The 15,232-nt window shown below is 67.8% G+C and carries 16 protein-coding genes; 8 read left to right on the top strand and 8 right to left on the bottom strand.

The genetic code is table 11. The annotated features are described in order from the left end of the window. Positions 1–11: 11 nt before the first annotated feature. Positions 12–158, bottom strand: coding sequence for a hypothetical protein (locus QRX50_RS03250; protein ID WP_434533234.1), 147 nt, complete (start codon positions 156–158; stop codon positions 12–14). A 370-nt stretch (positions 159–528) separates the two neighbouring features. Here QRX50_RS03250 and QRX50_RS03245 point away from each other — a divergent pair, with 370 nt between their 5' ends. After that, on the top strand, positions 529–1,143 hold the full coding sequence (locus tag QRX50_RS03245; protein ID WP_285970509.1) for a LysE family translocator: 615 nt from the start codon (positions 529–531) through the stop codon (positions 1,141–1,143). 217 nt (positions 1,144–1,360) lie between these two features. Here QRX50_RS03245 and QRX50_RS03240 read toward each other — a convergent pair whose 3' ends face one another. Further along, positions 1,361–2,344 (bottom strand): sugar-binding transcriptional regulator, encoded by a 984-nt coding sequence (locus tag QRX50_RS03240; RefSeq protein ID WP_285970508.1) that lies wholly within the window; start codon positions 2,342–2,344, stop codon positions 1,361–1,363. A gap of 131 nt (positions 2,345–2,475) precedes the next feature. Between QRX50_RS03240 and QRX50_RS03235 the strand changes: the two genes are divergently transcribed. Genes QRX50_RS03235 through QRX50_RS03220 form a run of 4 tightly spaced genes read left to right on the top strand, consistent with a single transcriptional unit; the run spans position 2,476 to position 6,581 of the window. After that, complete coding sequence (locus QRX50_RS03235) at positions 2,476–3,480, top strand: zinc-dependent alcohol dehydrogenase family protein (RefSeq protein ID WP_285970507.1); 1,005 nt, start codon at positions 2,476–2,478, stop codon at positions 3,478–3,480. Further along, the gene (locus tag QRX50_RS03230; RefSeq protein ID WP_285970506.1) at positions 3,473–4,813 is read left to right on the top strand and encodes an ABC transporter substrate-binding protein; all 1,341 of its coding nucleotides are present in this window, start codon (positions 3,473–3,475) and stop codon (positions 4,811–4,813) included. Before QRX50_RS03235 ends, QRX50_RS03230 begins: the two co-directional genes overlap by 8 nt. Continuing rightward, on the top strand, positions 4,810–5,748 hold the full coding sequence (locus QRX50_RS03225; protein ID WP_285970505.1) for a carbohydrate ABC transporter permease: 939 nt from the start codon (positions 4,810–4,812) through the stop codon (positions 5,746–5,748). The genes QRX50_RS03230 and QRX50_RS03225 overlap by 4 nt, the downstream gene beginning before the upstream one ends. Beyond that, positions 5,745–6,581 carry a carbohydrate ABC transporter permease gene (locus QRX50_RS03220; RefSeq protein ID WP_285970504.1) on the top strand — a complete coding sequence of 279 codons (837 nt, stop codon included), beginning with the start codon at positions 5,745–5,747 and terminating at the stop codon, positions 6,579–6,581. Before QRX50_RS03225 ends, QRX50_RS03220 begins: the two co-directional genes overlap by 4 nt. A gap of 54 nt (positions 6,582–6,635) precedes the next feature. Here the strand turns inward: QRX50_RS03220 and QRX50_RS03215 are convergent, their stop codons facing one another. Continuing rightward, positions 6,636–7,217 carry a TetR/AcrR family transcriptional regulator gene (locus QRX50_RS03215; RefSeq protein WP_285970503.1) on the bottom strand — a complete coding sequence of 194 codons (582 nt, stop codon included), beginning with the start codon at positions 7,215–7,217 and terminating at the stop codon, positions 6,636–6,638. A gap of 47 nt (positions 7,218–7,264) precedes the next feature. On the opposite strand from QRX50_RS03215, the gene QRX50_RS03210 reads away from it, so the two are divergent. Then, positions 7,265–8,065, top strand: a complete 801-nt coding sequence (locus tag QRX50_RS03210) for a class I SAM-dependent methyltransferase (RefSeq protein WP_285970502.1) — start codon at positions 7,265–7,267, stop codon at positions 8,063–8,065. Between the two features lies 1 nt (position 8,066). Here QRX50_RS03210 and QRX50_RS03205 read toward each other — a convergent pair whose 3' ends face one another. From QRX50_RS03205 to QRX50_RS03190, 4 genes are all read right to left on the bottom strand, one after another. Then, entirely contained in the window at positions 8,067–8,915 is an 849-nt protein-coding gene (locus QRX50_RS03205) for a 4Fe-4S domain-containing protein (RefSeq protein ID WP_285970501.1), read from the bottom strand. 119 nt (positions 8,916–9,034) lie between these two features. Next, entirely contained in the window at positions 9,035–10,240 is a 1,206-nt protein-coding gene (locus tag QRX50_RS03200) for a cytochrome P450 (protein WP_285970500.1), read from the bottom strand. 10 nt (positions 10,241–10,250) lie between these two features. Next, a complete protein-coding gene (locus QRX50_RS03195; protein WP_285970499.1) occupies positions 10,251–11,447 on the bottom strand; it encodes a cytochrome P450 in 1,197 nt (398 codons plus the stop codon). 10 nt (positions 11,448–11,457) lie between these two features. After that, complete coding sequence (locus QRX50_RS03190; protein WP_285970498.1) at positions 11,458–12,669, bottom strand: cytochrome P450; 1,212 nt, start codon at positions 12,667–12,669, stop codon at positions 11,458–11,460. A gap of 200 nt (positions 12,670–12,869) precedes the next feature. On the opposite strand from QRX50_RS03190, the gene QRX50_RS03185 reads away from it, so the two are divergent. Continuing rightward, positions 12,870–13,502, top strand: a complete 633-nt coding sequence (locus QRX50_RS03185) for a TetR/AcrR family transcriptional regulator (protein WP_285970497.1) — start codon at positions 12,870–12,872, stop codon at positions 13,500–13,502. 221 nt (positions 13,503–13,723) lie between these two features. Continuing rightward, on the top strand, positions 13,724–14,293 hold the full coding sequence (locus QRX50_RS03180) for a DUF4232 domain-containing protein (RefSeq protein ID WP_285970496.1): 570 nt from the start codon (positions 13,724–13,726) through the stop codon (positions 14,291–14,293). A 70-nt stretch (positions 14,294–14,363) separates the two neighbouring features. Here the strand turns inward: QRX50_RS03180 and QRX50_RS03175 are convergent, their stop codons facing one another. Beyond that, positions 14,364–15,212, bottom strand: coding sequence for an aldehyde dehydrogenase family protein (locus QRX50_RS03175; RefSeq protein WP_434533233.1), 849 nt, complete (start codon positions 15,210–15,212; stop codon positions 14,364–14,366). Positions 15,213–15,232: the final 20 nt, after the last annotated feature.

Genomic DNA, 15,232 nt, shown 5'->3' with positions numbered 1-15,232 from the left:
AGACCCTGAGATCACCCCGAGACGAAGGCCGCCCGAGCGTCGAACCCGGCGCGCCACAGGCCGATCGCGAACGCGGCGGTCGCCTCCAGTAAGGCGGCGCGCTCGAGGCCACCGGCGGGCAGGGGAGTGCAGCCGACGTCGCGGACGAGCTCCGACACCACGTCGACCGCCGCCGGAACGCGTGAGCTGACTCCAGCGACGTGGCCTGAGTTGCGGCTCTGCCTGCAAGTGCGATGAGCTGCGGCCCGCGTTGCGGCGGGAGCTGAGGTGCATCTAGGGGTGGGAACAGTCGGTAGGTGCTGTCCGACAGCCCGCCGGCTCGAGGGGGGATGCGCTGGTGAGCTGCGGCGAAAGTCGATGACCTCGGCGCGCGCGGTAAAACCAGGCTCAAACGTTCGGCTGGAAGCCGCCCGTGCGGTGACATCGACCGTTGGGAGGCGGCAATGCCTGAAGACTTCGTCACAAACCCCGCCACAGCCGGACAAACTCGGGTTACCGTCGCCGGAGGAAGTCCCGAGGAGGCGAGCCATGGTCGATTGGGCCGGATTTGTCCCCGCCGCCGTGTTGGTTTCGCTCATCCCGGGCGCCAACCAGCTGCTCGGCCTGCGCAACGCCGCCCGCTACGGCATCGGTTACGCCATGGCCGGTATCGGCGGCCGGTTCGCCGCGTTCGTGGTCCTGATCGGCCTCGTCGCGGCCGGTCTCGGAACGCTGCTGGCCGCGTCGGCCGAGCTGCTCACGATCCTGAAGTGGATCGGCGTCGCCTACCTGTTGTGGCTTGGGATCAGCAGCATCCTCAAGGCCCGCCGCGAGATGAGCCAGACGCAGGATCCGCCGAAGAGCAAGAACCTGCGAGCCGTGGTGGTCAACGAGTTCGCCGTCGCCATCAGCAACCCCAAGGCGCTGCTGCTTTTCGCCGCCCTCCTGCCGCAGTTCACCACGACCGGCAGCCCGACGGCGCTCGCCGAGCTGGGCGCCGCCTACCTCGGAGTGGAGCTCGTCGTCGGCCTCGCGTACGTGCTGGTCGGCCGGGCCATCGGCGTCGCCGGCGTGAAGGCCAGGACCCAACAGAAGGTCGACGCCGGCTCCGGCATCTGCTTCGTCATCCTCGCCGGCGTGCTCGCGGTCGACAGCTCGCTCTGACAGCGGTTCCGCCAGTTCCAGCAGTGGCACCGCAGCCGCGCCGCATGAATCAGCGCCGGCCCAATGCGATGCTGTCCCACTTCGCGCAGGTGCAGGCGACTCGGGGCTCGCTGAGCAGCGCCGGCCCGGGCGGTCGAGCGGCGTGCTCGCCGTTGATCGCTCACACTGGCAGCAGGCCCTCGTCGAGCCGGGCGCCACTTAGCTCGCGGTCGACGGCTCACTCTGACAGCGGCCGCTTCTCCGCCAGCTCCAGCAACGGCACCGCAGCCGCCGCGTCTGTGATGAGCGTCGACACCATGCCGGACCTCAGCACGGCATCCACGGCGGCCGCCTTCGGCGCGCTGTAGCCGATGGCGATCACCTCCGGTACTGCGAGCAGCTCTTCCGTGCTGATCGCCAGCACGTGGTGTGCCAAGCCGGTCGACAAAGCGTTGCCCGAGGCGTCGAACAGGCGCGCTGCGACTTCGGCCGTTGCGCCGCGGGCGGCGATGGCGGCGCGCTCGGCTTCGTCCAGGGCGTCGTAGACGGTGGACTCGCCGGGTAACCAGGCGCCGATGCTCACGACGGCCTTGGTCAGCTTGCCGAACTGCCCGAAAGTCTCCGCGATGCCGGGCTGGTGGCGCAGGATCTCCGTGGTCCGGCGGTCGGGGAGGACGAGGGGGCCGAAGATCGGATAAGCGTCGCCGCCGGAGACCGAGGTCACGCGGCTCACGGTTTCGACGGAGCGCCCGCGCATGTCCATGCCGGCCTGCACGCCGCACAACTGCACGATCGGGCAGCGCGGAAGTGTTCTGATGGCCTCGGTCATCGCGTTGACCGACCGGGCCCACGACAGCCCGATGACGTCTGTCGGGCGGGCGATCTCCTCGAGGAGGTGAGCGGCGAGGGTCCCGACCTTCTTGCGCACGACCTCGCGCGGCTCCTTCGCCGCCGCTCGTTCGAGCACCAGAGCGCGGCGCAGCCCGTAGGCGCGCCTGACCTCGTCGGACAGCTCCACGTCGAGCGGCGCGGGCAGGTCGAACTCCACCCTGACCAGGCCCGTCTCGCGGGCGGTGTCGAGCAGGCGCGCGACCTTGAACCGGCTGACGCCGAACTCCTCGGCGATCTCCAGCTTCGAACGACCCTGCACGTAGAAGCGGCGGGCCATGGTGGCCAGCTCCAAGCTCTCGGTCAGCAGTGGCCCGGCCTTCTTCCTGCTCATATGAGCACTATAGCGCAGAAACCCACCCAAAAGGTTGACGAAACCCCTAGAAAACACCTGTAATGCTTCCACCAATTAGCTGCGTCAATCGTTAATGCTGCTCAGATGAGCGCCTAGGAAGGGGATGAGGCATGCGTGCCGCGATCGTGGACCGGCCCGGGGAAATCCGGGTCGGCGACGTTCCCGATCCGAAGCCCGGAGAGCGCCAGGTCGTCGTGAAGGTCGGCGCCTGCGGGATCTGCGGGACCGACCTGCACATCGCCGACGGGCACTTCCCGCCGACGCCGTACCCCATCGTTCCCGGCCACGAGCTCGCCGGCGAGATCGTCGAGCGCGGCGCCGACGTGCCGGGCGAGTGGAAGATCGGCGACCGCGTGGCCGTCGACCCGTCGCTGTACTGCGGCTACTGCACGCCGTGCCGCTCCGGCCACGGCAACCTCTGCGCCAACTGGAACGCCACCGGCGACACCGTCAACGGCGCGTTCGCCGAGTACGTCGCCGTCCCGGCCGACACCTGCCACAAGATGCCCGACTCGATGACGTGGGAACAGGGCGCACTCGTCGAACCCGTCTCCTGCGCCGTGCACGGTGTGCGCCGCATCGGCGTCGAGGCGGGCGAACGCTTCCTCGTGGTCGGCGCCGGGACGATGGGCCTGATCATGCAGCAGCTGCTCCAGCGCGCGGGTGCCGAAGTCACCGTCGTCGACCGCAACGCCGGCCGCCTGCCGCGCGCCACCGGCCTCGGCGCCACCGCCGTGGCCGAGGACGTGTCCGCTTTGGACGGTGAGCTCTACGACGCCGCCGTCGACTGCACCGGCGCCGCCCCTGCCATCGAGTCGGCTTTCGACGCGCTGCGCCGCGGCGGCCGCCTGCTCGTGTTCGGCGTCGCGCCCGCCGAGGCCCGCGTCGCGCTGTCGCCCTTCCGCATCTACAACGACGAGATCACCATCGTCGGCTCCATGGCCGTGCTCAACAGCTACGGCAACGCCCTCGACCTCGTCAGCAAGGGCTTCATCGACACCGAAGCGCTGATCACCGACACCCTTCCGCTGGAGCAGTACCCCGACGCGCTGGCCAAGATGCGCAGCGGCTCCGGCCTCAAGATCCAGGTGCTCCCCGGAGGCGGCCGTGCGTAAACTCCTGTGCCTCCTTGCCGCAACAGCGTTGTTCGTCACGGGATGCGCCGGAGCCGGGTCGTTCGGCAACGGTGGGCGGACGCTCGTCATCGCGATCGACTCGAACCCCCAGATGAAGGACGCCATCTCGCTCTCGAGTGAGTTCGAGAAGGCGAACCCGGGCGTGCACCTCAAGTTCGTCTCGTTGCCGGAGAACGAGGCGCGCGCGAAGATCACCGCGTCCACCGCCACCCAGGGCGGCGAGTTCGACGTGGTGATGATCAGCAACTACGAGGCCCCGCAGTGGGCGGCCAACGGCTGGCTCGAGAACCTCGAACCGCACATGAAGGCCACCCCGGGCTACGACGAAAACGACTTCATCCCCAGCATCCGGCAGTCGCTGTCGTATGAGAACCAGATGTACGCGGTGCCGTTCTACGGGGAATCGTCCTTTGTGGTCTACCGCAAGGATCTGTTCGCCAACGCCGGGATCACGATGCCGGCGCACCCGACGTGGCAGCAGATCGCGGACTACGCGGCGAAGCTCGACGACAAGAACGCCGGCGTCGCGGGCATCTGCCTGCGCGGCAAGCCGGGCTGGGGCGAGAGCCTGGCGCCGTTCACCACCGTCGCCAACACCTTCGGCGCGCAGTGGTTCGACAAGGACTGGAACGCCAAGCTCACCAGCCCGGAGTTCACGCAGGCGGCCAACTTCTACGTGAACCTCGTGCGCGACCACGGTGAGGTCGGCGCCTCCAGCGCCGGGTTCTCCGAGTGCGGCACGCGCTACGCCCAGGGCCAGGCCGCGATGTGGTACGACGCCACGTCGATGACCGGCACCACCGAAGACCCCACCAGCAGCAAGGTCGTCGGCAAGAACGGCTACGCGCCGGCCCCGGTCGAGAAGACGCAGGCCAGCGGCTGGCTGTACACGTGGGCGCTCGGGATCCCGAAGGTCGCCAAGGACTCCGGCGACGCCTGGAAGTTCATGGCGTGGATGACCGACAAGGCGTATGCGAAGAAGGTCGGCGAGACCTACGGCTGGAACCGCGTGCCGCCGGGCACGCGCCAGTCGACGTATGAGATCCCGCAATACCGCGACGCGGCCAAGGCCTATGCCCAGCCGACGCTCGACGGGATCGCCGACGCCAACCAGCAGAAAGCCATGGTGAGCCCGGTGCCGTACCCGGGACTCCAATTCGTCGGGATCCCGGAGTTCCAGGACCTCGGCACGCGTGTGAGCCAGCAGTTGTCCGCGGCGATCGCGGGCCAGACGTCGGTGGCTGATGCGTTGGCGCAGTCGCAGAAGTACGCCGCAACAGTCGGTAAGTCGTACCAGGAGGTGCAGGGATGAGTACGATCTCGGTCCCCGCCGGCACGGCGCCGGCCACCACTCGCCCGGCGACCACGAAGAAGAAAGCCACCGGCACCGCCGGGAAGCGACGGCTGCCGCTGCTGCCCGCGTTGATCTTCGTGGTCGCGGTGACGCAGATTCCGTTCCTGCTCACCATCTACTACTCGTTCCAGTCGTGGAACCTGGTGCGGCCGGGTTCGTTCCACTTCGTCGGCTTCCAGAACTACGCCGACGTCTTCACCGACTCCACGTTCCTCGGCGCGCTGCTCAACACCGTGGTGCTCACGGTGGTGTGCGTGTTCCTGTCGCTTCTGCTCGGGCTCGGCCTGGCGATTCTGCTGGACCGCAAGTTCGTCGGCCGCGGTTTCGTGCGGACGCTGCTGATCACGCCGTTCCTCATCCTGCCGGCGGCCGGCGCGCTGCTGTGGAAGACCACGATGTTCGACCCGACCTACGGCCTGCTGCACTTCGTGTTCGGCACCGACGTCGACTGGCTTTCGCAGTTTCCGCTCGCCGCGGTGATGGCGCAGATCATCTGGCAGTGGACGCCGTTCATGATGCTGCTGACGCTCGCCGGCCTGCAGAGCCAGCCGAAGGACGTGCTGGAGGCCGCGTCGGTCGACGGCGCCGGCCGCTGGCGCACGTTCGTGTCGATCACGCTGCCGCACCTCTCGCGGTTCCTGCAGCTCGCGACGCTGCTCGGCGCGATCTACATCGTGAACAGCTTCGACGCGATCTTCCTCATGACGCAGGGCGGTCCGGGCACGGCGAGCACCAACCTGCCGTTCTACATCTACCAGCGCGCGTTCGAGGGCTTCGACATCGGCCAGTCGTCGGCGATGGGCGTGGTGGTCGTGATCATCACGATGATCGTGGCGACGTTCGCCCTGCGCCTGATGTTCCGGGCGTTCTCCGTGGACGGAGGGACGAAATGACCACGGCTGTTTCCGGGCGTAAGCGCCGCTTCGGGGCGGGCTCGCTCACCGTTGCCACGTGGATCCTCGCGATCCTCTTCGTGTTCCCACTGCTGTGGATGATCCTCACGGCGTTCAAGCAGGAATCCGACGCCTACACGGACCCGCCGAAGCTCTTCTTCAGCCCGACATTCGACCAGATCTCGGGTGTTCTCAAGGGCGGCTTCCTGCCGTACCTGGCGAACTCGGCGTTCGTCACTGTGGTGTCCACGCTGTTGGTGCTGCTGCTCGGCATCCCGGCGGCGTACGCGCTTTCGCTGGCGCCGGTGAAGAAGACGAAAAACGCTCTGAGCTTCTTCCTGTCCACCAAGATGCTGCCGATCGTCGCGGCCATCATCCCGCTGTACGTGATCTCCCAGAACACGAACCTGCTCGACACGGTGTGGGCGCTGATCATCCTGTACACGTCGATGAACCTGCCGCTCGCGATCTGGATGATGCGCTCGTTCTTCCTCGAGGTCCCCGGCGAGATGATCGAGGCGGCCCACATCGACGGCGCCAACCTCCCCACGCTGCTGCGCAAGATCATCATGCCGGTCGTCGCCCCTGGCGTCGCCGCGACCGCGCTGATCTGCGTGATCTTCTCGTGGACGGAGTTCTTCTACGCGGTGAACCTGACGGCCGCCCGTGCCGGGACGGTGCCGGTGTTCCTGGTCGGGTTCATCACCAGCGAAGGGTTGTATTGGGCGCAGTTGTCTGCGGCTGCGTTGCTGGCTTCGTTGCCGGTGATGATCGTGGGATGGTTCGCGCAGAACCATCTGGTGCGCGGGTTGTCGATGGGGGCGGTGAAGTAGGTTCTCGTTGGTTTCGGGTGGCCATCCTTGTTTTGTTGGGGGTGGCCACCTTTTTCATGCCAACACGCCCGACAGCACAGCCGCGACCATGGGGCGCAAGGACGACGCGTCAGCGGAGCGGTCGGCGAAGTGGAGGTGCCCGGCGCCCACCAGCGTGGGGGCGAGGGTGTCGACGTCGGCGTCCGGGGTGAGGCGGCCGAGGGTGCGTTCGGCGGTGAGGTAGCGGGCGAGCATGCGGGAGGCGTCGGAGGCGAGGGGGACGCCGATGCCGGGGCGGGCGGTGCGGAGGCGGGTGCGGAGTTCGTCGCGGAAGGTGATGAGGGCGACGATCGACACGGCGACCGAGGTGAACACGTCGTGCAGAGCGGAGCACACGTTGTCCACCACCGAGCCGGTGCCGGCGGCGGAGGCAAGGGCGTCGGAGCGGGACTCGACGGCAGTGATGCGGTCCAGCACGAGTTCGGTGAGGAAGCCGTCGAAGTCGGTGAAGTGTTTGTGCAGCACGCCCTTCGCGCAGCCGGCTTCGTCGGTGACGGCGCGGCTCGTCAGGGCGCTCGGGCCGCCCCGGAGCAGGACGCGTTCGGCGGCGTCGAAGAGCTGGGTGCGTACGTCGCGGAGGTGGACGCCGGTCGGCAAAGCGAACTCCGGTAGCTAAGTGGGCGAGTGCCCACTATGGTGGGCGCATGCCCACTTTACCGGAGCGCCAAGCAGAGTCCGCACCTGAGCCGCACGAGTTGAGGAAGACGGCCGAGTCGTTCGGGATCGATGCCGGGCGCTACGACCGTGCGCGGCCGGGGTATCCCGAAGCGCTGATCGCCGAGGTGATCAAGGGTGGCAAAGAGGTTCTCGACGTCGGCACCGGTACGGGCATCGTCGCGCGGCAACTCAAGGACAACGGCTGCCAGGTACTCGGAGTCGAGCCCGACGAGCGGATGGCCGAATTCGCCCGGACCACCGGGATCGACGTAGAGGTCGCCACCTTCGAGGAGTGGGATCCGAAGAACCGCACCTTCGACGTCCTCACCGCCGGTCAGGCCTGGCACTGGGTGGATCCTCAGCGAGGCGCCGAGAAAGCCGCCGAAGTCCTCAAACCACAGGGCATCTTCGCCGTGTTCTGGCACCTTTTCCTGCCGCCGGACGACATCGCCGAAGCCTTCGGCGAAGCGTTCCGCAAGGTGGCCCCGAACTTCCCCATCAAGGTCGACAGAACCCCGAGAAGCGACGCCTACAAACCGATCATCGACAAAACCGAAGAGGCCCTACGCAATACGGGCCTCCACAGCCCGCAAAGACACTTCTACACCTGGCAACACGACTACACCCGCGACGAGTACCTCGACCTGCTCCCCACCCAGGGCGGCCTCACCCGCGTCCCCCAGCCACAGCAGGACGAAGTGCTGACCGCCGTGGGCGCCGCTATCGACGCCCGCGGCGGTCAGTTCACCTGCGACTACACCACGGTGCTCTTCACCGCGGCGAAGTAGCTCACTCCTGCAACGAAAGCGCCTGGCTCGGGCAGACGTTCACGGCCTCGCGGGCCTTGTCCACGAGCTCGCCCTCGGGCGTCTCGTTGAGCACGATCACCGTGCCGTCGTCCTCGCTCTGGTCGAACAGGGCGGGCTCGGTGAGCACGCACTGGCCGGCGCCGACGCACTTGCCGGTGTCCGCGATGATCTTCATGGTTCCCTCTTCCTTGCTCGTGGTGGGAGCGTTGTGATGTTTACCAGCTGATGGGAAGGCTGTGCAGCCCGTACACACAGGCACTGGTGCGGCCCGAACCCGAAGGCGAAGCTCCTCGACCGCGGTCGGGGTCTCGGCTGTCATCAACTCGGGGTGTTCCGGTAGTGGGAGGACGCCGATCGAGATCATGTTCGCCGTCGACTCGTGCCCGGCCGCCAGCAACAGGAACGCGAGCCCGACCAGGTAAGCGTGGTCGTACGTGCCGGCCGCGCGGCTCTCGGTTATCTGGCGGCCGAGCAGGTCGTCGCCCGGCGCGGCTTCCTTGGCGGTGACCAGTTCGTCGAAGTAGCGGAACAGCCGCTCGTAGGTGGTGGCGGTTTCCTCCGGCGGAGCATCGCGGTCGAACAGCTTCGCGGAGTTCTCCTGGAAGAAGGCGTGATCGACGTAGGGCACACCGAGTTGTTCGCACAACAGCAGAGACGGCACCGGCAGTGCCGGCGACGTCACCAGGTCCGCCGGGCCACCGGCCGCGAGGAGATCGTCGATCGCGCCGTCGACGATCTCCTGGATCCGCGGGCGGAGCGCGTTCGCGCGCCGCAGTGTGAACGCGCCGAGCACGGCGCCGCGAGCCGCTCGATGCTCCTGGCCGTCCATCCCGAGCATGGTGCGGATGGGTTCTTCGCCGGTTGCGCGCGAATGGCGAGGAAACCCCGGTTGCTGATGCGGGCAGGTCCGCGCGACCGGGAGTTCAGGAGTGCCCATACTGATGATCTTTACCAGGTCACCGGCAGCCGGTAGAGCCCGTAGATCGACGCGTCCTCTTTGAACGGCAGGTCGTCCACGTCGACGGCCAGTCGCAGCGAAGGAATGCGACGGAACAGCGTGTCGAACACGATCTGCAGCTCGGCGCGCGCGAGGTTCTGGCCCAGGCATTGGTGCGGCCCGAACCCGAACGCGACGTGGTGACGCGCCCCGCGAGTGATGTCCAGCTTCGAAGGCTCGTCGAACACCGCCGGATCCCAGTTGGCGGTGTACCCGAGCGCGAGCACACCTTCACCCGACCGGATGGTGACGCCGTCGAGCTCAACGTCCTCCACGGCGACACGCGCGGTGGCCGTGTCGACGATCGTGAAGTAGCGCAGCAGCTCCTCCACCGCGTCGAGCGTCTTGCCCGGGTCGGCCTTGATCGTCTCCAGCTGCGAGGGGTTCTGCAGCAGGCCGACGGTGCCGAGCGAGATCATGTTCGCCGTGGTCTCGTGGCCCGCGACGAGCAGCAGGAACGACAAGCCCAGCACCGCGCCGTGCTCGTAGTTGCCTTCCTCGCGCAGCTTCACGATCTGGCGGCCCAGCAGGTCGTCGCCCGGGTCGGCTTCCTTCGTGGTGATCAGCTGGTCGAGGTAACCACGCACGCGCTCGAACGCCGCGCGCCGCTCCTCGAAGCTGACCGTGCGCTTCAGGATCTTCGCCGTGTTCTCCTGGAAGAAGTCGTGCTCGGAGTACGGCACGCCCAGCAGCTCGCAGATCACGAGCGACGGGACCGGCAGCGACAGTTTCTCGACCAGGTCCACCGGCTTGTCAGAGGCCAGGATCTCGTCGATCAACCCGTCCACGATCTCCTGGATCCGCGGCCGCATCGCGTTCACGCGTTTCACCGTGAACTCGCTCAGCACCGACTTGCGCGCGGGCCCGTGCTCCGGCGCGTCCATGGTGATCATCGTGCGCTCGGCGTTGGTCTGGCGGAAGACGTTGCCGCCCTTGACCAGGATCGGGAAGTTCGGGTTGAAACGGTCCGAGGAGAAACGGCGGTCGTTGAGCACCGTCCGCACGTCCTGGTGCCGCGAGACCACCCACGCTTCCTTGCCGTCGGGGATCTTCACGCGCGTGATCGGCTGTTCCTCGCGGATCTGCGTGTACTCCTCGGGCGGTGCGAACGGGCACTTTCGCGCCACCGGCAGTTCGAGTTCCTCGGCCGTGGTCATCGCTCCTCCTTCACCGGGTCACGGGCAGTTCGTAGAGGCCGTAGATGAGCGCGTCGTCCTTGAACGGCAGGTCGTCGACGTCCTTGGCGAGCTTCAGCGTGGGGATGCGGCGGAACAGCGTGTCGAACACGATCTGCAGCTCCGTCCGCGCGAGGTTCTGGCCGAGGCACTGGTGCGGCCCGAACCCGAACGCCACGTGGTGACGCGCCCCGCGTTCGATGTCGAACGCCGACGAGTCCTCGAACACCTCGGGGTCCCAGTTCGCCGCGTACGTCATCACCACCACGCCGTCGCCGGCGGGGATGGTGACGCCGCCGATCTCGACGTCCTCCTTCGCCATGCGCGTGGCGTTGTCCACAATGGAGAAGTAGCGCAGCAGCTCCTCGACGGCGGTGAGCGTCTTGGCCGGGTCGGCCTTGATCAGCGCCAGCTGCTCCGGGTTCCGCAGGAACGCGACGGTGCCGAGCGAGATCATGTTCGCCGTGGTCTCGTGCCCGGCCGCGAGCAGCAGGAACGCGAGGCTGACGAGCTTCGCCCGGTCGTATGTGCCGTCTTCGCGCCGCTTCGCGATCTGCCGGCTGATGAGGTCGTCACCAGGGTCGGCTTCCTTCTTCGCGATGAGCTCGCCCATGTACGCCTGCACGCGCTCGAACGCGGCGCGCCGGTCTTCCGCGTTGGTTGCGCGGTTGATCAGCTGTTTGGTGTTCTCCTGGAAGAAGTCGTGGTCTTCGTAGGGGACACCGAGCATTTCGCAGATCACGAGCGAGGGGACCGGCAGCGCGAGCTTTTCCACCAGGTCGACGGGTCCGTCGGCTTCGAGGATGTCGTCGATCAGGCCGTCGACGATCTCCTGGATCCGCGGCTTCAGCTCGGCGACGCGCTTGACGGTGAACTCCCCGAGCACCGCCTTGCGTTCCGGGCCGTGCTGCGGCGCGTCCATGGCCAGCATCGTGCGCTCGGCCTCGGTGCGGCGGATGACGTTGCCGCCCGGGACGAGCGTCGGGAAGTCGGGGTGGAGGCGGTCGGCGGAGAACCGCGGGTCGTTGAGCACGGCTCGCACGTCCTCGTGCCGCGAAACCGTCCAGGCTTGCTTGCCGTCCGGGATCTTCACCCGGTGCACGGGTGCCTCTTCGCGCGTGGCCGTGTACTCCTCCGGCGGCGCGAACGGGCACTTCCGGGCGACCGGGAGTTCCTCCATCGTGCTCATGCTTCCTCCCTCACCAGGTGACGGGCAGACAGTGGAGACCGAAGATCGCGGAATCGTGCTTGAACGGCAGCTGGTCGACCGGGGCGGCCAGCTTCAGGGTCGGGATGCGGCGGAACAGCGTGTCGAACACGATCTGCAGCTCCATGCGCGCGAGGTTCTGGCCGAGGCACTGGTGCGCGCCGAAGCCGAACGCCACGTGCTTGCGCCCGCCGCGGGTGATGTCGAGCTTTTCCGGCTCGGGGAAGGCATCGCCGTCGAAGTTGGCGGCGTAGCTCAGGCCCAGCACACCCTCGCCGGCCTTGATCGTGACGCCCGCGAGCTCCACGTCCTCCGTCGCGACGCGAGTGGTCGCGAACTCGGCGATGGTGAAGTAGCGCAGCAGCTCCTCCACCGCGTCGAGCGTCTTGCCCGGGTCGGCCTTGATCGCCTCGAGCTGCTCGGGGTTCTCCAGCAGCGCGACGGTGCCGAGCGAGATCATGTTCGCCGTGGTCTCATGGCCGGCGATGAGCAGCAGGAAGGCGAGCGACGTGAGGTCGTTGCGGTCGTACTCGCCTTCTTCGCGCTTCTTCGCGATCTGGCGGCCGAGCAGGTCGTCGGAGGGGTTCTCCTCCTTCTCCGCGACCAGCTTGTCGAGGTACTCCTCGAGCGCCACCACGGATTCGAGCCGCTCGTCGGAGGAGACCTCGCGGTTGAGGATGCGCGAGCTGTGCTGCTGGAAGAAGTCGTGGTCGGCGTAGGGGACGCCGAGCTGCTCGCAGATCACGAGCGACGGGACCGGCAGCGACAGCGCCGAGACCAGGTCGGCGGGCTGGTCACCGGCGAGGATCGCGTCGATGTGCTCGTCGACGATCTCCTGGATGCGCGGCTGAAGCGCCTTCATCCGCTTCACGGTGAACTCGCCGACGACCTCGCGGCGCGCGGGGCCGTGCTCCGGCGCGTCCATGTTGATCAGCGACGGGTTGAGCTTGCGCTCGCGCCGCGGCGCTCCGTCGCGGAACAGGACCGGGAAGCCGGGGTTGAAGCGGTTGGAGCTGAACCTGGGGTCGTTCAGCATCGCGCGCACGTCCTCGTGCTTTGACAGCACCCAGGCGCGCTGCCCGGAGTCGAGCTCGACGAGCTTCGCCCGCTCGTCCTCGAAACGCTTGTACTCCGGCGGCGGCGCGAACGGGCACGTGCGCGCCATCGGGAAGCTGGCGAGCTCGGGTTCGGCAACTTCTGTCATGGTGGGATCCCCTTTTGGTGGTTTTGAACCTTTACGCAATGTATGTGGAGGATTACATTCCGGTTCAAGACCCACGGTACCGAAGCGGAGGATCTTCGTCCACTAGCAAAGGGGTGACGGGTTGTGTTCGCAATGCGTGGAGCGCTGTCCATGCGAGAATTTGCGCGCGTAACGAGTTCCCGGCGAGCGGAAGGTGGGCCATGAGCGCGGATCCCCAGGTCCCCTTGCGTGCGGACGCGCGGCGCAACCGCGACCAGATCATCGCCGCGGCGCGCACGATCTTCGCGGAGTTCGGGCCCGAGGTGCCGATGGAGGAGATCGCCCGCGCGGCCGGCGTCGGTGTCGGCACGCTGTACCGGCGCTTCCCTGATCGCGAAGCGCTGATCCGGGCCGTGGCCGTCGACAATTTCTCGCGGGTGCTGGAAGACGCGCGTGAGGCGGCCGAGCAGGAGCCCACGGCTTGGTGCGCATTGGTGCGGCTGTTGCACCAGTCCGTTGAGCTGCACCTTTCCGTGCAGCTGGCGATGTTGTCGAAGAAGGCGCACGAGATCCTGAAGGAAGACCCGGTGATCGCGAGGTTGCGCGAAGAGCTGCTGGTGGAGCTGGAAGCGATGGTGCAGGGCGCGCAGGACGAGGGGACGTTGCGCCCGGACGTCGCCGAGGGCGACGTGGCCATGCTGTTCGCGCTGCTGCTGCGTCAGCTGGAGTCCCGTTCGCCGGAAATCGCCCGGATGTCCACCGAGCGCAGCATCGCGATCATGATCGACGGGCTGCAGGCCCGGCCGGGGACGCCGTTGCCGGGCCGGCCGCTGGGCCGGCGCGACATCAACTGAACCGCGCTGATCAGCTGAACCGCGCTCGCGCGCGTGTTCACTCTTTGTGACGCTTCGGGGTGGCTGGGGTTGCGTTCCTGCGGCTGATCCCACAGTCGGACATCCCGCGTGTGACGTGGACGTCTTTCCTGGTGAGAGCGACCGAGGGGAATGAATCACCAAACCGGTCGTTCTGCCGGGCGGAGAGGCTGCCCGGGGTTCGAACAAGGGGAGAGTCCGAAATGACCACACGCAAGACCATCAGCCGCGTTGTCGCCGCCGTCGCCGTGGCCGGGATCGCCGCCGGGGCGACGGCGCTGGCCGCCGGGACCGCGAGCGCCGCGCCTGCTTCATCTGGTTCGTCTGCGTCGTCTGTTCAGCCGTGCACGTCGAACCAGTTCACCTCGAAGCTGGTCTACGGCGGCGCGGGTGCGGGCAACCGCTACGGCGCCCTGCAGTTCACCGCCAACCCGGGCGAGCGCTGTTACCTGCCCGGCAATCTCCAGGTAGACCTCGTCGGCGCGCACAACGTGCTGATCAACAACGAGGCCCCGGCCGACGCGCCCGCCGTGGCGCTCGTCGACGGCTCCTCGGCCTACGTGCCGCTGCACTGGACCGGCATCGAGCCCTACGCCCAGCAGCAGACGCCCAACGGGCTCAACGTCGTGGCGCCGTCCGACTCCAACCAGCACGGTGACTACATCAACCCGAACATCACCGTGGACTGGACCCTCGGCGAGGTCGACGCCGACTCGGTCAGCCACACCATCGACGTCGGCGCGGTGACGCAAGGCCTCGCGCCGACCGAGTGACGGTTGTTGCTCCAGGGGCGGGCGGCACGCCAGGGTGTGCCGCCCGCCCCTTTCTGTCGGTTAGTGCGGGTCAGACGCCCAGCGGGTGCCAGACGGTCTTCGCCTCCAGGTACCGGCGCAGCCGCGAGAGGTCCGGAGTCAGCGTCCAGTCGGGTTCGGCGTCGGGGACCGTGAGCACGCGCTTGACCGTGCCCGCCGCCTCGCGCGCCAGCGTGATGCGGTCCTCCGGTGTGGCGCCCGTCGGGTCGAGGGCGTTGACGTCACCGTGCGAGGCCAGCCACGGGCCGAGTTCGGCCGCGCGACCGGTCAGCACGTTGGCGACGCCGCCCGGCAGGTCGGACGTCGCCAGGACCTCCGACAGCGTGATCGCCGGCAGCGGCCGCTCGGCGCTCGAGACGACGACGGCCGTGGAGCCACCGGCCAGCACCGGTGCCAGCACGCTCACCAGGCCGAGCAGCGACGACTCCTGCGGCGCGAGCACGCCGACCACGCCCGTCGGTTCGGGCACGGTGAACGAGAAGTACGGCCCCGCAACGGGATTCGCAGCGCCGAGCACCGACGCGATCTTGTCCGTCCACCCGGCGTACCAGACCCAGCGGTCGATGGCGGCGTCCACAAGGGACTCCGCCTGGCTCGGCGCGAGGCCTTCCGACGCGGCGACCTCGCTCACGAACTGCTCGCGCCGGCCCTCCAGCATCTCGGCGACGCGGTAGAGCACCTGGCCGCGGTTGTAGGCCGTGGCGCCCGACCAGCCGGGGAAGGCTTTGCGCGCAGCCACCACGGCGTCACGCACGTCCTTGCGCGACGCGTGCGCCGCGTTGGCCAGGAACTTCCCCTGCGGATCGGTGACGGGGTAGACCCGGCCCGACTCCGAGCGTGGGAAGGCCCCGCCGATGTAGAGCTTGTACGTCTTGGCCACTGATATACGCCGGTCAGACT

This window comes from Amycolatopsis sp. 2-15 (assembly GCF_030285625.1).
Lineage (GTDB): Bacteria > Actinomycetota > Actinomycetes > Mycobacteriales > Pseudonocardiaceae > Amycolatopsis > Amycolatopsis carbonis.
The sequence above is the reverse complement of the archived record's forward strand: the minus strand, read 5'-3'. Positions and strand labels throughout refer to the sequence as shown.